Annotated in this window: 15 protein-coding genes; 9 read left to right on the top strand and 6 right to left on the bottom strand. The window is 69.1% G+C overall.

Annotation, left to right across the window (positions count from 1 at the left end; all coding sequences use genetic code 11):
- Nucleotides 1-149 precede the first annotated feature (149 nt).
- Entirely contained in the window at nt 150-4,013 is a 3,864-nt protein-coding gene (locus C3Y15_RS20205; protein ID WP_069246406.1) for a DUF748 domain-containing protein, read from the top strand.
- Between the two features lie 75 nt (nt 4,014-4,088).
- Here C3Y15_RS20205 and C3Y15_RS20200 read toward each other — a convergent pair whose 3' ends face one another.
- Complete coding sequence (locus tag C3Y15_RS20200; protein ID WP_011881008.1) at nt 4,089-4,310, bottom strand: hypothetical protein; 222 nt, start codon at nt 4,308-4,310, stop codon at nt 4,089-4,091.
- Nucleotides 4,311-4,561: 251 nt separating this feature from the next.
- Between C3Y15_RS20200 and C3Y15_RS20190 the strand changes: the two genes are divergently transcribed.
- Nucleotides 4,562-6,220 carry an alkaline phosphatase family protein gene (locus C3Y15_RS20190; RefSeq protein WP_069246407.1) on the top strand — a complete coding sequence of 553 codons (1,659 nt, stop codon included), beginning with the start codon at nt 4,562-4,564 and terminating at the stop codon, nt 6,218-6,220.
- 108 nt (nt 6,221-6,328) lie between these two features.
- On the opposite strand, the gene C3Y15_RS20185 is transcribed toward C3Y15_RS20190, so the two are convergent.
- Nucleotides 6,329-7,225 carry a LysR substrate-binding domain-containing protein gene (locus C3Y15_RS20185; protein ID WP_014724148.1) on the bottom strand — a complete coding sequence of 299 codons (897 nt, stop codon included), beginning with the start codon at nt 7,223-7,225 and terminating at the stop codon, nt 6,329-6,331.
- Nucleotides 7,226-7,386: 161 nt separating this feature from the next.
- Here C3Y15_RS20185 and C3Y15_RS20180 point away from each other — a divergent pair, with 161 nt between their 5' ends.
- The 5 genes from C3Y15_RS20180 (at nt 7,387) to C3Y15_RS20160 (ending at nt 11,780) form a co-directional block, all read left to right on the top strand.
- Complete coding sequence (locus C3Y15_RS20180) at nt 7,387-8,238, top strand: ABC transporter permease subunit (RefSeq protein ID WP_014724147.1); 852 nt, start codon at nt 7,387-7,389, stop codon at nt 8,236-8,238.
- Nucleotides 8,239-8,245: 7 nt separating this feature from the next.
- Nucleotides 8,246-9,298, top strand: a complete 1,053-nt coding sequence (locus C3Y15_RS20175; protein ID WP_059460640.1) for an ABC transporter ATP-binding protein — start codon at nt 8,246-8,248, stop codon at nt 9,296-9,298.
- Nucleotides 9,299-9,324: 26 nt separating this feature from the next.
- Nucleotides 9,325-10,413, top strand: a complete 1,089-nt coding sequence (locus C3Y15_RS20170) for an extracellular solute-binding protein (protein WP_059889667.1) — start codon at nt 9,325-9,327, stop codon at nt 10,411-10,413.
- A 10-nt stretch (nt 10,414-10,423) separates the two neighbouring features.
- Nucleotides 10,424-11,254 (top strand): ABC transporter permease subunit, encoded by an 831-nt coding sequence (locus C3Y15_RS20165; RefSeq protein ID WP_034193389.1) that lies wholly within the window; start codon nt 10,424-10,426, stop codon nt 11,252-11,254.
- Nucleotides 11,255-11,324: 70 nt separating this feature from the next.
- Entirely contained in the window at nt 11,325-11,780 is a 456-nt protein-coding gene (locus C3Y15_RS20160; protein WP_124260153.1) for a TIGR00725 family protein, read from the top strand.
- A 185-nt stretch (nt 11,781-11,965) separates the two neighbouring features.
- On the opposite strand, the gene C3Y15_RS20155 is transcribed toward C3Y15_RS20160, so the two are convergent.
- The 3 genes from C3Y15_RS20155 to C3Y15_RS20145 are packed head-to-tail and all read right to left on the bottom strand — an operon-like array spanning nt 11,966 to nt 14,574.
- Entirely contained in the window at nt 11,966-12,145 is a 180-nt protein-coding gene (locus C3Y15_RS20155; protein WP_011881000.1) for a hypothetical protein, read from the bottom strand.
- Nucleotides 12,117-13,124 carry a cytochrome d ubiquinol oxidase subunit II gene (gene cydB, locus C3Y15_RS20150; protein WP_011880999.1) on the bottom strand — a complete coding sequence of 336 codons (1,008 nt, stop codon included), beginning with the start codon at nt 13,122-13,124 and terminating at the stop codon, nt 12,117-12,119. The genes C3Y15_RS20155 and cydB overlap by 29 nt, the downstream gene beginning before the upstream one ends.
- 28 nt (nt 13,125-13,152) lie before the next feature.
- Entirely contained in the window at nt 13,153-14,574 is a 1,422-nt protein-coding gene (locus C3Y15_RS20145) for a cytochrome ubiquinol oxidase subunit I (protein ID WP_059475304.1), read from the bottom strand.
- Nucleotides 14,575-14,964: 390 nt separating this feature from the next.
- Here C3Y15_RS20145 and ltaE point away from each other — a divergent pair, with 390 nt between their 5' ends.
- Nucleotides 14,965-15,978 carry a low-specificity L-threonine aldolase gene (gene ltaE / locus C3Y15_RS20140; protein ID WP_059460645.1) on the top strand — a complete coding sequence of 338 codons (1,014 nt, stop codon included), beginning with the start codon at nt 14,965-14,967 and terminating at the stop codon, nt 15,976-15,978.
- A gap of 131 nt (nt 15,979-16,109) precedes the next feature.
- Here the strand turns inward: ltaE and C3Y15_RS20135 are convergent, their stop codons facing one another.
- Nucleotides 16,110-17,018: an HTH-type transcriptional regulator ArgP gene (locus C3Y15_RS20135; RefSeq protein WP_060122080.1), complete on the bottom strand. Its 909-nt coding sequence runs from the start codon at nt 17,016-17,018 to the stop codon at nt 16,110-16,112.
- A gap of 212 nt (nt 17,019-17,230) precedes the next feature.
- Between C3Y15_RS20135 and C3Y15_RS20130 the strand changes: the two genes are divergently transcribed.
- Nucleotides 17,231-18,301 (top strand): MBL fold metallo-hydrolase, encoded by a 1,071-nt coding sequence (locus C3Y15_RS20130; protein WP_011880995.1) that lies wholly within the window; start codon nt 17,231-17,233, stop codon nt 18,299-18,301.
- The last annotated feature ends 20 nt before the right edge of the window (nt 18,302-18,321 follow it).

Genomic DNA, 18,321 nt, shown 5'->3' with positions numbered 1-18,321 from the left:
GGCACGCGCCGCCGCTGTCCGATGCGCGGGCGTGGCGGCCGCACCCCAACGACGCTCCGTCACCACCTCGGCCTATACTTTCGGGATAGCTTGCAAGGCCGCGCCGGAAAACCGGCGCGGCCTTGCTCGTGTTCCCGAGGCATTCAAGCATGGCAAGCGCAGACAAGAAAACCGTAACCTCGACCCTCCATGCCCTCGGCGGCATTGCACGCTCGCGTCGGACCCGGCGCATCGGCATCGGCGTGCTGATCTTCGTCATCGTGTTCGGGCTGCTGGGTTTCTTCGCCGCGCCGCCGCTGATTCGCCATCTCGCCGAGCAGCAACTGAGCAAGCAACTCGACCGGCCGTCGACGATTCGGCGCATCGCGCTGAACCCGTACACGCTGAACCTCGAAGCCGATGGCGTGCACATCGGCGAGCGCGGCGGCCGCGGCGACTTCATCGACATCGGCAAGCTGGTGGTGCGGCCGTCGTGGACGTCGCTGCTGCGCGGCGCGCCGATCGTCAACGAACTGCGCGTCGACTCGCCGCGCTTTCACATCGTCCGCTACGACGCGCAGCGCCTGAACTTCACCGACCTGATCGAGAAGTTCTCGACGCCGTCGCAGCCGGCCAGCAAGCCGACGCTGTTCTCGGTGTCGAACATCCAGGTCAACGACGGCCGCATCGATTTCGACGACCGCCTGCTGAACGAGCGGCACGTGGTCGACAACTGGACGCTCGGCATCCCGTTCATCGCGACGCTGCCGTCGAAGACCGACATCTTCGTGCAGCCGAAGCTGCGCGCGCGGTTCGACGGCAGCCCGATCGCGATCGACGGCCGCACGAAGCCGTTCGCGCAGTCGCGCGAATCCGAAGTCACGCTGACGTTCGACCGGCTCGACGTGCCGAAGCTGATTTCGTATGCGCCGACGAAGCTGCCGGTCGTCGTCACGAGCGGCCTGCTGAGCAGCAATCTGACGCTGAAGTTCGTGATGAGCGGCGACACGCCGTCGCTGCGCGTCGCGGGCACCGTCGATCTGAACGACGCGAAGGTGACCGGCCTCGCGTCCGAGCCGCTGTTCGCCGCGCGCGGCGTGCACGTCGCGGCCGCGGGCCTCGAGCCGCTGCGCAACGTGCTGCATTTCGACGAGATCCGCATCGACCAGCCGGTCGTCGATCTGTCGCGCGACCGGCAGGGCGTGCTGAACGTCGAGAAGCTCGGCGGCCAGCCGGCCGCCGTGGCGAAGCCGGCAGCGGACAAGACCGCAGCAGAAAAGCCCGCAGCCTCGGGCGCGGCCGCATCGGGTGCCGCGAGCGTCGCCACGGCGAGCGTTGCCGCCGCGAACGTCACCGCCGCCAGCACGCCGACCGCCCCCAACGCCGACACCACCGCGAAGCAAGCGCCGCCGCTCGACCTGACGATCCGCCATTTCGCGATCGACGGCGGCACGCTCAACTTCGACGACCGCGCGCCAGCGACCCCGGCCGCGATCTCGCTGACGAAGCTCGCCGCGACGCTCGACGGCTTCACGCTGCAGGGCAAGACGCCGGCGAAATACACGCTGTCGACGTCGCTGTCGCGCGGCGGCGACCTGAAGGCCGAAGGCGCGGTGAGCGTCGCGGCGAAGCAGGCCGACACGAAGCTGAGCGTCGCTGCGCTCGCGCTGCCGGCGCTGCAGCCGTACCTCGCCGATGCGACCCGCGCGCGCGTGCTCGACGGCACGCTGGGCGCGAACCTCAACGCGAAGGCCGACTGGGGCAAGACGCCGCTCGACGCGCAGGTCGTCGACAGCACGGTCAGCCTGACAGCGCTGAAGCTCGCGACGCCCGACGCGAAGGCGCCCGCGATCGCGCTCGGCGACGCCAGCGCGAAGATCGCGAAGATCGACGTCGGCGCGCGCACGGCCGACATCACGAGCGTCGACACGACGGGTCTCGCGCTCGACGTGCAGCGTCTGAAGGACGGCAGCATCGACCTCGCGGCGCTCGGCGAGCCGGCCCGGCCGGCGGCGCCTGTGCCGGCGCGCACGGTCGCGCGCAAGGCCGCCGCGAGCGCGCCGGCGTGGCATTACCGGATCGACGCGCTGAACGTGAAGGACGCGTCCGCGAACTTCACGGACCTGACGACGCCGCGCCCGGTGAAGCTCGCGATCAAGCCGCTCGAGCTGTCGGTGCAGCAGATCAGCGACGACCTGACGAAGCCGCTGCCGGTGCGCCTGAAGGCGACGCTGAACCGCAAGGGCTCGCTCGCCGCGTCGGGCGACGTCACCGCGATGCCGCTGAAAGTCGGCCTGAAGATCGACGGCAACCGGCTCGACGCAGCCGCGCTCGAGCCGTACTTCGGCAGCGCGCTGAACGCGACCATCGCGAGCGCGCTGCTCAATGCGCAGGGCAACCTGACGTTCGCGCAGGTGAAGGGCGCGCCGCGCGCGACCTACCACGGCGACGCCGCGCTGGTCGACGTGCGGATGCTCGACAAGGCGACGTCCGACCCGTTCGCCGGCTGGCGCTCGCTCGCGCTGTCGAGCCTGAAAGTGAACTACGACGAGAAGGGCACCGACGTCGACGCCGCGCGTGTGACGTTCTCGAACTTCTATGGCCGCGTGCTGCTCGACGCGCAGGGGCGGCTGAACCTGAAGGACGTCGTCGCGAAGGAAACCGGCCCCGCGCAGTCGCTCACGCGCGACGCGAGCAAGAGCGAACCGGTGCCGCTGTCGCCCGGCGTGACGCCGCCGGCCGCCGCGCAGGCGGCGTCGGCCGCGGCCGCGCGGCAGGCATCGGCGCCGTCCGCCGCAGCGGCGACGGTGATCGTGAAGGCCGCGCCGCCGCCGCAGAATCCGGTGCGTATGCATTTCGGCGAGCTGGTGCTGCAAAACGGCCGCGTGACCTACACCGACAACTTCATCAAGCCGAACTACACGGCGAACCTCGTCGCGATCAAGGGCACGGTCGGCGCGTTCGGCACGGATTCGACGACGTCGGCTCCGGTCGACGTCGCCGCGAACCTGGCCGGCAACGGGCCGATCTCGATCAGGGGCTCGGTGAACCCGCTGATCGACAAGCCGGCGCTGGACCTCACCGCCACCGCGCACGGCGTCGAGTTGACGAACCTGACGCCGTATTCGGCGAAGTACGCCGGCTACCCGATCACGAAGGGCAAGCTCAACGTCGACCTGCATTACCAGCTCGCCAACGACCAGCTGCAGGCGAACAACCATATCTTCATCGACCAGCTGACGTTCGGCGATCACGTCGAGAACGACACGGCGACCAAGCTGCCGGTGAAGCTCGCGATCTCGCTGCTGAAGAACACGCGCGGCGAGATCGACGTGAACCTGCCGGTGTCGGGCTCGCTGTCGAATCCGGAGTTCAGCATCGGCGGGCTGATCTGGCGCGCGGTGCTGAACCTGATCGCGAAGGCGGTGACGTCGCCGTTCACGCTGCTGTCGCATGCGTTCGGCGGCAGCGGCGGCGAGGATCTCGGCTACGTCGAGTTCGCGCCGGGCTCGTACGCGCTCAGCGACGCGCAGCAGAAGAAGCTCGACACCGTCGCGAAGATGCTGACCGAGAAGCCGTCGATCCGGCTCGACCTGATCGGCCGCGTCGATCCGGCCGTCGACACGCCGGGGCTGCGCGACGTGTATGTCGACCGGCTGGTTCGTCAGCAGAAGCTCAAGGACGTGATCGGGCAGGGCGAGAGCGTCGACCCGATGACGGTGAAGGTCGCGCCGGCCGAGTACGACAAATACCTGACGCGCGCGTACAAGGCGGCCGATTTCAAGAAGCCGCGCAACCTGGTCGGCCTGCAGAAGACGTTGCCGGATGCGGACATGAAGAAGGCGCTCGCCGATCACGCGCCGGCCGACGACAACGCGCTGCGCGCGCTCGCGCAGCAGCGTGCGCAGGCGGTGCGCCAGTACCTCGACGGCAAGATCGATTCGAGCCGGATGTTCGTCGTCGCGCCGAAGCTCGATGCGAAGGGCATCGAGGACAAGGGCGCGACGACGCGCGTCGATTTCGGCCTGCAGTAACGCGGCAAGCAAGCGGCCGCGCGTCGTTCGACGCGGCCGCGCCGCGCACGATCGCGCGGCGCGGCCCGTGCGGCGTCAGCGCCCGTCGAGCGCCGGTTCGCGCTTGTCCAGTTCCTTCCTCGCGGCGAGCGGCAGGCGCGCATCGTCCCACTGCGTCAGCCATTCGACTTCCTTGGCCGTGAACACCTGGCCGTAATTGCGCAACGCGTACTGCAGCGCGTCGACGACGTGATGGCGAATGATTTCGGGGGTGCGTGCATCGTCCAGCACGAACCTGAGCGCTTCCAGGGTCGACATACTCGTGCTCCGGGTCAGGGAAAACCCTTTATTACACGCCAATAGTCGCGCGCCAAGTCCGACAAAAATCCGGCCGCGTGCACGCGCGGCGGCCGACGCGGCGCATCGCGACCGTCCGATGCCGCTTGCGATTGGTTACGTTTGACAGACAACAGAAAGCCCCGCTTCATCGGACCGCCGCACGAGCCGGCCATATTTTGCGCGCCTTCCGGCAAGTCATGCGGTTCAACGTCAATCGATGAGGTGGGGTGATGATTTCCAGATTCGCCAAGCAACGAAACGTCGCGGTGATGGTGGCGGGCGCGCTGGCGCTCGCGAGCGCCAGCGCCCAGGCAGCGCAGCAGGACGACGGCAGCCATGGCCGGCGCGTCGCGAAGCACGTGCTGCTGATCAGCGTCGACGGCCTGCACGAGCAGGATCTCGCGCGCTGCATCGGCGCGAACACGTGTCCGAACCTCGCGGTGCTCGCGCAAAGCGGCGTCACCTATACGAATGCGTACACGCCCGGCCTGTCGGACTCGTTCCCGGGCCTCGCCGCGCTCGTGACGGGCGGCTCGCCGAAGACGGCCGGCCTGTTCTACGACGTGTCCTACGACCGCAACCTGTACGCGCCGAGCGACACGACCTGCTCGGGCAAGCAGGGCTGGAACGTGGTGTTCGACGAGACGACCGGCATCGACGCGATGAACGGCGGCGCGCTCGTGCACCTCGACGGCGGCGGCGCGTTCAACCCGCAGGCCATTCCGCACGCGAAGGTCGGCGGCCGCTGCGTGCCGGTCTACCCGCACGATTACCTGAAGACCAACACGGTGTTCGAGGCCGTCAAGGCCGGCGTGCCGAACGCGTACACCGCGTGGGCCGACAAGCACGCGTGGGGCTACGACTGGCTGAACGGCCCGTCCGGCACGGGCGTCGACGATCTGATGCGCACCGAGATCAACTCGATCGACCCGGCCACCAACAGCCCGTACACCGACGTTTATTCGCACACCGCGCGCTTCGACAACCTGCACGTGCAGGCGCTGATCAACCAGATCGACGGCCGCGATTCGACCGGCGCCAGGACGGCGCCGGTGCCGACGCTGTTCGGCGCGAACTTCCAGACGCTCAGCGTCGCGCAGAAGGCGCCGGTCGCGAAGGGCGGCGGCTATCTCGATGCGAACTTCACGCCGAACGGCCAGGTCGCGAATGCGATCACCTACGTCGACGGCGCGATCGGCCACATCGTCGCCGAGCTGAAGCAGCGCAACCTGTACACGTCGACGGCCGTGATCGTCACCGCGAAGCACGGCCAGTCGCCGACCGATCGCACCAAGCTCGTGAAGAATGGCGACACGCTGACGAAGCTGCTCGAAGCGAACGATTACCTCGATCCGAACGGCAACTTCGGCCAGAACAACACGACGACGGGCAACCCGAACGACGGTTCGGGCCTCGCCGGCACGGGCTTCGTGCAGACCGACGACGTCGGCCTGATCTGGCTGCGCGACCGCGGCCAGCGCACGGCCGTGGTGCGCTCGCTGCAGGCCAACCTCGGCTGCAACGCGCCGGGCATCTGCGCGGACGGCCCGCAGGCGTACATCCTGTACGGCGCGGCGCTGGCCGAGCGGTTCGGCGACCCGGCCAACGGCCGCACGCCGGACCTCATCGTGCAGCCGAATCCGGGCGTGATCTACACGTCGAGCACGAAGAAGGACGAGGAGCATGGCGGCAACGCGCCGGACGACAGCCATCTCGCGCTGCTGGTGTCGTATCCGGGCCTGCAGCGCGCGCGCAGCGTGAGCGATCTGGTCGGCACGAAGCAGGTCGCGCCGACGATCCTCGGGCTGCTCGGCGCCGATCCGAAGCTGCTGCACGCGGTCGTCGCCGAGAACACGCGCGTGCTGCCGGGGCTCGGTATCGATCGCTGACCTTGCGCGGGCCGGATGCCGCCGTCGCGCGGCGTCCGGCACCGGATACGCCAGCCCGCGTCCGGTCGCCCGGACGCCGATGGCGACCGCTCCGGCGCTCGCCGTCGATCAACCCTGCGTCGCTTCGTCGAGCATCCACTCGCGGAAACGCCGCAGCGCGTCGCTGGTCGCGAGGCGTTCGGGCGCGTAGCAGAGATAGTGCCCCTGCGCGTCCAGGTCGACCGGGGCGTCGAACGGCTCGATCAGCGTGCCGGCCGCGAGATTGTCGAGAATCAGGAAGCGCGGCACCAGGGCGATCCCGAGCCCGGCCTGGACGGCCTGGATCAGCACCGAATACTGTTCGAAGCGGGCGCCGGCCAGCGCATTCATCCGCGTCGCGTGGTGGCGCTGCGCCCATTCGGACCATGCGCTCTCCGCCTGTTCGTGCACCAGGCGCGGCGCCGTCGCGACGTCGGCGGGGCCGCGCAGCGCATGCCGCTCCGCGAATTCGCGCGTGCAGACTGGCACGAAGGTCCGGCCGTCGAGATAGTCGCTTCGTACGCCTTCCCATGCGCCGTCGCCATAGCGGATCGCCGCATCGAGCCCGAACGGAAACGGGTCGCCCGGCGCGAGATGGCGGCGAAAGCCGAGCGTGACGCCCGGCGCGCCGGCGAGAAAGCGCGTGAGCCGCGGCAGCAGCCACTTGGTCGTAAACGTCGGGACGCTCGCGATCGTCAGCAGGTCGCGGTTCTCGCGGGCGCTCAGCAGCTCGATCGACGCATTGCCGATCTCGCGCAGCGGCGCGACGACGCGTGCGTGATACACCTCGCCCGCGCGGGTGAGCGTGAGGCCGCGTCCTTCGCGCACGAACAGCTTCACGCCGAACAGCGCCTCGAGGCTGGCGATCTGCCGGCTGACCGCGCTGGGCGTCAGGCCCAGCTCGCGTGCCGCGTACGAGAAGTTCAGGTATTTCGCCGACGCGACGAATGCGTGCAGTTCCGCGACGTTCGGATACAGGTGTTTCATCGGCTGCTGTTCCGTTCTCGCATGGATCGATGCCGTCTTTGTACGTTTTTTTCATGACGGTGCCATGTCGAATCCGCACACTGCGCGGGTTCCGACAACGCCCACGAGCCCGTTCCGACGGGCATTGCGCGCGGTCCTCCCCCATCGTCAGCGAGTGTGTCATGCATCCGTCATCCGTCCCGGCATTGGCCGACGGTGTTCCGATTCGTCGTAGCAAAGCGGCGCGCCCCCGCATCGGCCGGCTGTTGCTGCAGGCACTCGTCGCCGCGTTCGGCCTCTACCTGCTGTTGCCGATCGCGTTGCTGCTGGTCGGCTCGGTCGGCCAGTCGTGGACCAATACGCTGCTGCCCGCCGGCTTCACCGCGCACTGGTTCACCGATCTGGCCGCGAACCGGGGCTTCACGCGAGCGTTCGGCGTCAGCCTGATGGTCGCGCTGGCCTGCTGCGCGCTCAACGCGACGATCGGGCTGCCGCTCGCGTATGCGCTGCATCATCGCGCGCAGGCCGGCGGCGGCCTCGCGACGCGCATCGTGATGCTGATGCCGATCGCCGTGCCGGCGCTCACGCTCGGTTTCGGCTACATCGTGATCTTCAGCGGCGACACGCTGCCCTGGCTCGGCACGCTGCCGCTGATGATCGCCGCGCATGCGGTATTGACGCTGCCGTATCTGCTGCAGACGCTGCTGAGCGATTTGCGGCATCTCGGGCTTGCGCGTCTCGAGGCCTGCGCGGCGACGCTCGGCGCGACGCCGCTGCGCCAGTTCTTCACGATCGTGCTGCCGAACCTGCGGCACAGCCTGTTTTCCGGTCTGGTGATGGTGGCCGCGCTGTCGATCGGCGAATTCCAGATCTCGAACCTGATCGCCGGTTTTCGCTACCGGAACTATCCCATCGTGCTGCTGCAGGCGTTCTACGGCGCGACGGGGATGGCCTGCGCGGCGACCGTCGTGCTGCTCGTCCTCGCCGTGCTCGCGACGCTCGTGTCCACCAGCACCATGCAACGCCTGAAGTGAATCAGCCATGAGCCTCGAATTCGAACACGTCAGTTTCCAGTATCCCGGTGCGCGTCACGGCATCGACGGCGTCACGCTGTCCGCCGCCCAGGGCGAACTGCTCGCGGTGATGGGGCGCAGCGGCTCCGGCAAGTCGACGCTGCTGCGGCTCGCCGCCGGCCTGCTCGACGGCTGGCGCGGCCGCATTGCGATCGGCGGCGACGACGTGGCCGGCGTGCCCGTATGGCGGCGCGAAGTCGGGATGGTGTTTCAGCACTACGCGTTGTTTCCGAATCTGTCGGTCGTCGACAACGTCGCGTACGGGCTGCGGATGCGCGGCGTCGCGGCCGGCGCGCGGCGCCAGCGCGCGCTCGACATGCTCGAGCGGGTCGGCCTGGCCGCGCATGCGACGCGCGGCGTGGCGATGCTTTCGGGCGGGCAGCAGCAGCGCGTCGCGCTGGCGCGCGCGCTCGTGATCGAGCCGAAGCTGCTGTTGCTCGACGAGCCGCTCGCCGCGCTCGATGCCGGCATCCGCCACCAGCTGCGCGACGAGATCCGCATGCTGCAGCGCGCGTGCGGCGCGACGACGCTGTTCGTCACGCACGACCAGGACGAGGCGCTGAGCATGGCGGATCGCGTCGCGATCGTCGACGGCGGCCGCGTGCTGCAGGCCGGCACGCCGCGCGACCTGTACGAGCGTCCCGCGAGCGCGCAGGTCGCGCGCTTCGTCGGGCATTCGACGCTGCTGCCCGGCCGTGTGCTCGCGCACGGCGCCGTCGACGTGCGCTTCGCGACGCTGCACGCGGACACGGGCGCGCACCGGCCCGGCGCCGAAATCGCGGTGCTGGTGCGGCCCGAGCACGTGCAGGCGGATCCGCCGACGCACACGGTGAACCGGCTCGACGGCCGTCCCGGCCACGTGCGCTACCTCGGCGCGACGCAGCGCTACGACTTTCATCCGCACGGAGCGTCCGACCCGTTGCTGTGCGAGGGGCGCGAGCCCGCCGCCCGCAGCATCGCGATCGATCCGCGCCATCTGCTCGTGTTGCCCGTGCTGCCGGCGTCGCCGGACGCGCCATGACCCCTTTCGTTCAACGGAGATTCACCATGTCTGCAGGTTCCCTTTTCGTGAAAGGCATGCGTGCGCGCGTACTCGCACTGTGCGCGCTCGCGGCGCTTTCCTGCGCGGCTGCGCGTGCGGCGCCGCTGTATCCGGGCGAGGACGCGCTGTATGCGAAGGCCGCCGACGAAGGGCTCGTCGTGTCGTTCGACACCGGCCCCGAATGGGCGAACTGGAAGGCGCTGTTCGCCGAATTCCGCAAGCGCTACCCGAAGGTCGAAATCACGTACAACGACATCGGCTCCGCGGCCACCGTCGTCGCGCTGGACAAGTCGCGCCGCCGTCCGCAGGCCGATACCGCGTACTACTTCGCGGCGTCGGCGCTCGACGCCGCGGCCAAGGACGTCGTCGCGCCGTTCCGGCCGATCAACTTCGACAAGCTGCCGGGCGTGTTCCGCGCGGCCGACGGCCGCTGGTTCGCCGTGCATTCGCTGAACATCGCGTTCCTCGTCAACCGGAAGCTCGTGAAGGACGTGCCGCAGCGCTGGTCCGATCTGCTGAAGCCCGAGTACCGCAACGCCGTGGTCTATCTTGACCCGCGTTCGACCGGGCAGGGCCAGGTCGCGGTGTTCGCGGCCGCGTATGCGAACGGCGGCGGCGTCGACAATCCGAAACCGGGCGCCGAATTCTTCGGCAAGCTCAAGCGCGCGGGCAACGTGCTGCGCGTCGAAGGCACGACGCCGTATGCGAAATTCGTGAAGGGCGAGATCCCGATCCTGATCGGCTACGAGAACGACGGCCTGAAGGCGAAGTATGCGGACGGGATGGGCGACGCGGCCGACGTCGTGATTCCGCAGGACGGCAGCGTGTCGGCGCCGTATGCGATGAGTCTCGTGAAGAACGGGCCGAATCCGTCCGCCGCGCAGCTGTGGCTCAACCTCGTGATGAGCGACGTCGGCCAGGCGCTGTTCGCGCAGGGTTACGTGCGTCCGGCCGTGCCCGGCACGCCGGTGGCGCAGGACGTCGCGGCGAAGCTGCCGAATGCGCCGCAGGTTCGCCCGCTCGATGTCGCGAAGGCGGCCGCGCGCAAGGCCGAGGTCGACCAGCTGTGGTCGCAGGCCACGCTCGGCAACTAAGGGGCTCGCGATGCAGGCTTCGTTACCGGAACGCGGCGTGCTGCGCCGCTTCGGCGCGCTTCCCGCGGCCGCGTTGCTCGCGGTGTGCTTCGTGCTGCCGCTCGCCGCGCTGGTCGACGCCGCCTGTGCGGACGGCGGGCGGGCATTCGCGGCGGTGCTGCGCGACCCGCTCGTCGCCGCTGCGATCGCCCGCTCGCTCGCGCTGGGCGTCGGCGCCGGGACGCTGTCGGTCGGCGTGGGCGTGCCGCTCGCCTTCGTGCTGGCGGGCCAGTCGCCGGCCCGCCGCCACTGGTCGCTGGCGCTGCTCGGCGTGCCGCTCGCGTTCTCCGGCCTCGTGATCGCGTACGGCTTCATCCTCGCGTTCGGCCGCGCGGGCTTCGTCACCATGCTGCTGGCGGCGCTGGGCGCCGATCCGAACGCGATCGGCGGCGCGATCTACACGATGCCGGGGCTCGCCTTCGCCTATGCGTATTACCTGATTCCGCGGGTCGCGCTGATGATCTATCCGGCCCTCGCGAATTTCGACCGGCGGCCGCTCGAAGCGGCGCTGACGCTCGGTGCGCGGCCGTGGCGCGCGTGGCTCGACGTCGCGTGGCGCGAGCTGTGGCCGTCGATCATGTCCGCCTGGTGCCTCGTGACCGCGATCGCGCTCGGCACGTACGGCACGGCGCTCGCGCTGGCCGGCACGCAGATCAACATCCTGCCGCTGCTGATGTATCTGAAGCTGTCGGACGGGCAAACCGATTTTTCGCAGGCGGCCGTGCTGTCGATCGTGCTGACCGCCATCTGCACCTGCGTTCTTGCACTGGGGGAAGGCCTTGTTCGGCAACGGCGGCATTGAATGGTCGGGGGCGGCGCGGGATCAGCTCGCGCGGCTGGCGCAGCGGCAGAACGGCGTGCGCCGGCATCGGATGCCGGTGGGCGTGATCGGCCCGCGCGACGCGACGGACGAGCAGATGCGCGTCGCGGAATGGCTCGCCCATGCGTTGGCGACGGCGGGTGTCGCGCTCGTCGGCGGCGGCAAGCAGGGCGTGATGGAAGCCGCCGCGCGCGGCGCGCATGCGGCGGGTGGCTGTGCGATCGGGCTGCTGCCCGAAGACGACGCGACGCTCGCGAATCCGTATCTGAGCGTCGCGCTGCCGACCGGGCTCGGCATCACGCGGAACGCGCTGGTGGCGCGCGCGTCGCTGTGCCTGATCGCGGTCGGCGGCGGTCTCGGCACGCTGTCCGAAATCGCGCTCGGCTTGCAGTGGGGCAAGCCGGTATTCACGATTTGCGACGCGCCGCAGGTCGCGGGCGTCGAGTGCTTCGACGACGCCGACCGGCTCGTCGCGCGCGTGGCGCAGTGGCTGGCCGATTCGGCGTAGCGCCGCACGGCCGGGATGCAGCGGGCCAGCGGTTCAGGCCATCGGCCGCAGGTTCGGTATGGCTAGATCGAAGCTCGGCGTCGTGCGATGGGTGCGCACGGTCCGTACCGTCGCGGGGGGACCGCGCATCCGCCGGTTGATCGACGGATGCGCGAGGCGTGTGGAGGCGATACAGGCCGCGCCGCTTACTTCACCGCAAACAGCGTCAGGTTCATGAACAGCTTGAACGCGTAGCCGAGCGTGACCGCGCCGAGCACGCCGCCCGCCCACAGCACGACGAACCACATCCAGCCGCGCATCCGGGGCCGCGGCGCGCCGGCCGGGCGCGCGCGGCAATCAGTGGTGGTAGTAATGCTGGTCTTCATGACGCACCTTGCCTCGGAATACCCAGTAGCCCATCGTCGTGTACGCGATGATGATCGGCAGGATGATCGCTGCGCCGACCAGCGTGAAGGTCTGGCTCGAACGCGGCGCGGCGGCTTCCCAGATCGTCATCGTCGGCGGGATCGCATACGGGAACATCGTGACGAGCAGCCCGACGTAGCCGAGCAGCACCAGCGCCAGCGCCAGCACGAACGGCGTCATGTCGTGCCGGTCGCGCACCGCGCGACGCATCCACACCGCGCATCCGGCGACCAGGAACGGCACCGGCAGCAGGCGCCAGAACAGCCCCGTGTCGAACCAGCGCTGCGCGATCGCCGGGTCCTGCAGCGGCGTCCACAGGCTGACGACCGCGATGAAGCCGAGCAGCACGACCGTCAGCGGCCACACGACGCGATGCAGGCGGCGTTGCAGGTCGCCTTCCGTCTTCGCGACGAGCCAGCAGCAGCCGAGCAGCGCATACGTGACGACGAGGCCGAGGCCCGTCAGCAGGCTGAACGGCGTGAGCCAGTCGAACGCGTCGCCGGCGAATACGCCGTTCTTCACGTTGATGCCCTGCAGGAACGCGCCGAGCGCGATCCCCTGGAACAGCGTCGCACCGGCCGAGCCGCCGATGAACGCGAGGTCCCACAGATGCTTCGTGCGGCGCGCCTTCGCGCGGATCTCGAACGACACGCCGCGGAAGATCAGGCACACCAGCATGAAGATCAGCGGCAGGTAGAGCGCCGACAGCACCGTCGCATACACGACCGGGAACACCGCGAACAGCCCGGCGCCGCCGAGCACCAGCCACGTTTCGTTGCCGTCCCACACGGGCGCGACGGTGTTCATCATCAGGTCGCGTTCCTTCTCGTCCGGGAAGAACGGGAAGACGATGCCGATGCCGAGGTCGAAGCCGTCGAGCACGACGTACATGAAGAGCCCCAATGCGATGATCGCGGCCCAGATTACGGTGACGTCCATAGGTTTTCTCGTTTGCTCAGAAGAGGGCTCAGACGGTCTCGATCAGTTCGTCGACCGCCGACATCGGGCGGCGCGCGGTGTGATCGCGGCGCGAGCCGGGCGCGTCGTGGTTCGCGTCGTGCGTCGCGTCGGGCAGCGCGGGGCCGGCCTTCATCAGCTTCAGGATGTAGTACATGCCGGTGCCGAACACCAGGAAGTAGACGATCACGAAGGTCATCATCGACAGGCTGACCTGCTGCAGCGTCAGCGGCGACACGGCCTGCGCGGTGCGCATCACGCCGTACACGACCCAGGGCTGGCGGCCCGCTTCGGTCGTCACCCAGCCGGCGAGCAGCGACACGAAGCCGGTCGGGCCCATCGCCAGCGCGAAGCGGTGGAACCACTTCGATTCGTACAGGCTGCCGCGGCGGCGCAGCAGCCACGCGAGCACGGCGAGGCCGATCATCGCGAAGCCGATGCCGACCATGATCCGGAAGCTCCAGAACACGATCGTCGAATTCGGGCGGTCTTGCGGCGGGAAGTCCTTCAACCCGCGGATTTCGCCGTCCCAGCTATGCGTGAGGATCAGGCTGCCGAGATGCGGAACCTTCACCGCGTAGCGCGTCGTTTCGGCCTTCATGTCCGGAATGCCGAACAGGTTGAGCGCCGTGCCGCCCTTTTCGGTGTCCCACAGCCCTTCGATCGCGGCGATCTTCGCGGGCTGGTGCTTCAGCGTGTTGATCCCGTGCTGGTCGCCGATCACGGCTTGCAGCGGCGCGAGCACGAGCAGCAGCCACAGCGCCATCGAGAACATCTTCTTCACGCCGCGGTCGCGACGGCCCTTCAGCAGATGCCATGCGCCCGTCGCGGCCACGACCAGCGCCGCGACGATGAACGCGGCGATCGCCATGTGCAGCAGGCGGTACGGGAACGACGGGTTGAAGATGATCGCGAGCCAGTCGGTCGGCACGATGCGGCCGTCGACGATCTCGAAGCCCTGCGGCGTCTGCATCCAGCTGTTCGACGCGAGGATCCAGAAGGTGGAGATCAGCGTGCCGATCGCGACCATCAGCGTCGCGCCGAAGTGCGCGCGCGGGCTGACGCGATTCCAGCCGAACAGCATGATGCCGAGGAAGCCCGCTTCGAGGAAGAACGCGGTCATGACCTCGTACATCAGCAGCGGGCCGGTGACGGAGCCGGCGAAGCTCGAGAAGCCCGACCAGTTCGTGCCGAACTGGTAGCTCATCACGACGCCGGAGACGACGCCCATCCCGAACGCGACCGCGAAGATCTTCGACCAGAACAGACACAGGGTTTTGTAGTAAGACTTGCCCGTCTTCAGCCAGCGATATTCGAGCACGGCGATGAAGCTGGCGAGGCCGATGCTCAGCGCCGGGAACACGATGTGGAAGGAGACGGTGAACGCGAATTGCAGGCGGGCCAGATCGAAGGCCGAAAATGCGGAGTTCATACCAGTTGACCGAGGCTGACGATACCCGCCGGCGGGTGCCGGCGGCCCCCGAACCGTCGAGGGCGGCGGGGTTGGCTGGAGTATCTGCCCCGATGCTGCGCTGCGAAATGTGCCAACTCGTCGCAGATGTCCAGCGCGTCGCGCCCGTTTTCGAGATAAATCGTTGATTCGTATCAACAACGCGATGCGCGGCGCATGCGACGGCTGCGCGGCGGTCGGTCGCACGTGCGGCAATATGGCGCGACGCATCATGCGGATCGCCTGTCGTGCGTCAACACGCCGCTGCGTGCGCGGCTGCGGCGTGCGTCGCATGAATTGCGTACACTCTGAGTCTCGTTTCGGCAGGGCCGGGCGTCTCGGTTCCGGTCCGCTTTCACACAGGGCACGAAGATGATCGATTTACGCAGCGATACCGTGACGCGTCCGAGCCAGCCGATGCTGGCCGCCATGACTGCCGCCGAAGTCGGCGACGACGTGTGGGGCGACGACCCGACCGTGCTGCGCCTGCAGGCCGTCACGGCCGAGCGCGCGGGCAAGGAAGCCGGCCTGTTCTTCCCGAGCGGCACGCAGAGCAACCTCGCTGCCTTGATGGCGCATTGCGAGCGCGGCGACGAATACATCGTCGGTCAGCTCGCGCACACCTACAAGTACGAGGGCGGCGGCGCGGCGGTGCTCGGCAGCATCCAGCCGCAACCGCTCGAGAACGCGCCCGACGGCACGCTGCCGCTCGAGAAGATCGCCGCGGCGATCAAGCCGCTCGACAATCACTTCGCGCGCACGCGCCTGCTCGCGCTCGAGAACACGATCGGCGGCAAGGTGCTGCCGGAAGGCTATGTGCGCGAAGCCGTCGCGCTCGCGCGCAGCCGCGGGCTCGCCACCCACCTCGACGGCGCGCGCGTGTGCAACGCGGCCGTCGCGTCGGGGCGCTCGCTCGCCGAGCTGTGCGAGGGCTTCGATACCGTGTCGATCTGTTTCTCGAAAGGGCTCGGCGCGCCGGTCGGTTCGGTGCTGGTCGGCAGCCGCGCGCTGCTCGAGCGCGCGCAGCGCTGGCGCAAGGTGCTGGGCGGCGGGATGCGGCAGTCGGGCATCCTCGCGGCCGCGTGCCTGTACGCGCTCGATCACAACGTCGAGCGGCTCGCCGACGATCACGCGAATGCCGCGCACCTCGCCGAGGGCCTCGCGCGCATCGAGCCGGTGAAGGTGACGTCGCAGGCGACCAACATGGTGTTCGCGCAATTCCCCGAAGCCGACTGCGCGCCGCTCGAGGCGTGGCTCAAGGAGCACGGGATTCTGACGCAGATGCTGTACGCGTCGCGCTTCGTCACGCACTGCGACGTGTCGCGGGCGGATATCGATACCTTCGTTGACGCAGTGCGCGCGTATTTCGCGAAGCGTCGCGGGTAACCGGATGGGTGGGGCGGTTCGGCCGATTGCGTTGGTTGCGTCGGTTGGGCCGATTACACGGATCACGCGGTGCAGAGTGCGCCGCGGACGGTGCGCTACGCGGCGCGATGCGCACATGGCCCCACCTGCTCTCAATCCGCCAGCGGCGCGAGCAAACGGCGCGCCGCTTCGACGACCCGCGCGGACAGCGACGCCATCGTCGGCGACTGCACCGTCCACGCGTGCCAGTACAGCGTGATGTCGGTCGGATGCGCGGGCGCGAGGTCGACGAGACCCTGGGCGTCGAGCGGCACATCGCCGAGCAGCGGCTCGGGCACCATCGCATAGCCGAGCGCGTGCCTGACTGCCGCGAAGTGGGCATGCGTGCCCGGCACGTAGTGGCACGGATACGCGCCGTCGGGCAGCCCGAGCTTCTCCTTCAAAAACGTGGACTGCAGCGTGTCGCGGCGCGAATACGCGACGACGGGCGCCGCGCGCGCGCTCGCGCGGTTCAGCCCGCGCGGAAACCACCGTGCGGCGAACGCGGCGGCCGCGAGCAGGCGATAGCGCATCGTGCCGAGCGGCGTCGCGACGCAGCCGCGCATCGGCTTCGGCTCGGTCGTCACGCAGCCGACGGCCATGCCGCTTTCGAGCAGCGCGAACGTGTGGTCCTGATCCTCGACGATCAGCTCGAACAGGATGCGCTCGCCGGCCAGCACCGACGTCAGCGCGGGCAGGAACCACGTGCCGAGGCTGTCGGAGTTCAGCGCGATCGTGACCGAGATCGGCGATGCGCGCTCGGCCGCGAGCGTGCTTTGCAGGTCGGCTTGCAGCAGCGCCACGCGGCGCAGATGCTGCAGCACGCGCTGGCCGGCAATCGTCGGCCGGCACGGGCGCGTGCGCAGCACGAGCGGCGTGCCGAGGCTCACCTCGAGTGCGCGCACGCGCTGCGTGACGGCCGATGCGGTCACGTGCAGCCGGCCGGCGGCCTGCTCGAAGCTGCCGGTGTCGGCGACGGCGAGCAGCGCGGCGGCCTGCTTGGGGTCGATCGTCAGAGACATGCGACGCAACTCCGGTGACGTGAGATGAGGCCCGCCAGTGTAAGGCCGCATGCGACTGCCCGCAGCGTCACGCGTCTCCCGTACGAAGCCGCCAATGGCCGCCGCGTTTTGCACTACGCTTGTGGGTACACGTGCGCATATCGCCCCGCATCGGCGGCATCCATGCCGCCTTCCGCGCGACCGCCACACTCCGCCGACGGAGCAACATCGCCATGATCTTCCGCCAACTGTTCGACCCGCAATCGTCGACCTACACCTATCTGCTCGCCGACCCGGCATCGCGCGAAGCGCTGCTGATCGATCCCGTGTTCGAACAGGTGCGTCGCGACGCGGCGCTCGTCGACGAGCTCGGGCTGCGGCTCGTCGCGACGATCGATACGCACGTGCACGCCGATCACGTGACGGGCGCGTGGCTGCTCAAGCAGCGCGCCGGCAGCACGATCGCGATCTCGGCCGCGAGCGGCGCGCAAGGCGCCGACCGCTATCTGAACGACGGCGAGCGCTGCCGGTTCGGCGGCCGCTACCTGACCGTGCGAGCGACGCCCGGCCATACGAGCGGCTGCATCAGCCTCGTGCTCGACGACGAATCGATGGCCTTCACCGGCGATTGCCTGCTGATTCGCGGCACCGGCCGCACCGATTTCCAGCAGGGCGACCCGCGTGCGCTGTATCGCGCGGTGCACGGCCGGCTGTTCACGCTGCCGGCCGCGTGCCTGCTGTATCCGGCGCACGACTACCGCGGGCTGACGGTGACGAGCGTCGGCGAGGAGCGGCGCTTCAACCCGCGCCTCGGCGGCGATCTCAGCGAAGACGATTTCGCCGGCTACATGCGCAACCTCGGGCTCGCGCATCCGCGGCAGATCGACGTCGCGGTGCCCGCGAACCTGCAGTGCGGCGTCGCCGCGAACGCGCCCGATGTGCAGGCCGCGCCGGATTGGGCGCCGCTCGTCTACACGTTCGCCGGGTTCTGGGAAATCGATCCGCAGTGGCTCGAAGATCATCTGCGCACGGTGCAGGTCGTCGACGTGCGCGAACCGGACGAATTCACCGGCCCGCTCGGCCATCTGCCCGGCGCGACGCCGATTCCGCTCGGCGAACTCGCCGCGCGCACCGGCGAGCTCGAGCACACGCGGCCGATCGTGACCGTGTGCCGCGCGGGCGGCCGCTCCGCGCAGGCGACCGTGATCCTGCGAAAGGCCGGCTTCGACGCGGTGGCGAACCTCGGCGGCGGGATGCTGCGCTGGCGCAGCGAAGGGCGCATCGTGGCGGACGGGCGAGCGTAAGAACATCGCGGGCCGATGTC

Origin of the sequence: Burkholderia sp. B10, assembly GCF_004368385.1 — a bacterium.
Lineage (GTDB): Bacteria > Pseudomonadota > Gammaproteobacteria > Burkholderiales > Burkholderiaceae > Burkholderia > Burkholderia vietnamiensis.
The sequence above is the reverse complement of the archived record's forward strand: the minus strand, read 5'-3'. Positions and strand labels throughout refer to the sequence as shown.

Coding starts and splice junctions, on each gene's coding strand:
- C3Y15_RS20205 (WP_069246406.1), top strand. CDS start 150: ATGGCAAGCGCAGACAAGAAAACCGTAACCTCGACCCTCCATGCCCTC.
- C3Y15_RS20200 (WP_011881008.1), bottom strand. CDS start 4,310: ATGTCGACCCTGGAAGCGCTCAGGTTCGTGCTGGACGATGCACGCACC.
- C3Y15_RS20190 (WP_069246407.1), top strand. CDS start 4,562: ATGATTTCCAGATTCGCCAAGCAACGAAACGTCGCGGTGATGGTGGCG.
- C3Y15_RS20185 (WP_014724148.1), bottom strand. CDS start 7,225: ATGAAACACCTGTATCCGAACGTCGCGGAACTGCACGCATTCGTCGCG.
- C3Y15_RS20180 (WP_014724147.1), top strand. CDS start 7,387: ATGCATCCGTCATCCGTCCCGGCATTGGCCGACGGTGTTCCGATTCGT.
- C3Y15_RS20175 (WP_059460640.1), top strand. CDS start 8,246: ATGAGCCTCGAATTCGAACACGTCAGTTTCCAGTATCCCGGTGCGCGT.
- C3Y15_RS20170 (WP_059889667.1), top strand. CDS start 9,325: ATGTCTGCAGGTTCCCTTTTCGTGAAAGGCATGCGTGCGCGCGTACTC.
- C3Y15_RS20165 (WP_034193389.1), top strand. CDS start 10,424: ATGCAGGCTTCGTTACCGGAACGCGGCGTGCTGCGCCGCTTCGGCGCG.
- C3Y15_RS20160 (WP_124260153.1), top strand. CDS start 11,325: ATGCCGGTGGGCGTGATCGGCCCGCGCGACGCGACGGACGAGCAGATG.
- C3Y15_RS20155 (WP_011881000.1), bottom strand. CDS start 12,145: ATGAAGACCAGCATTACTACCACCACTGATTGCCGCGCGCGCCCGGCC.
- cydB (WP_011880999.1), bottom strand. CDS start 13,124: ATGGACGTCACCGTAATCTGGGCCGCGATCATCGCATTGGGGCTCTTC.
- C3Y15_RS20145 (WP_059475304.1), bottom strand. CDS start 14,574: ATGAACTCCGCATTTTCGGCCTTCGATCTGGCCCGCCTGCAATTCGCG.
- ltaE (WP_059460645.1), top strand. CDS start 14,965: ATGATCGATTTACGCAGCGATACCGTGACGCGTCCGAGCCAGCCGATG.
- C3Y15_RS20135 (WP_060122080.1), bottom strand. CDS start 17,018: ATGTCTCTGACGATCGACCCCAAGCAGGCCGCCGCGCTGCTCGCCGTC.
- C3Y15_RS20130 (WP_011880995.1), top strand. CDS start 17,231: ATGATCTTCCGCCAACTGTTCGACCCGCAATCGTCGACCTACACCTAT.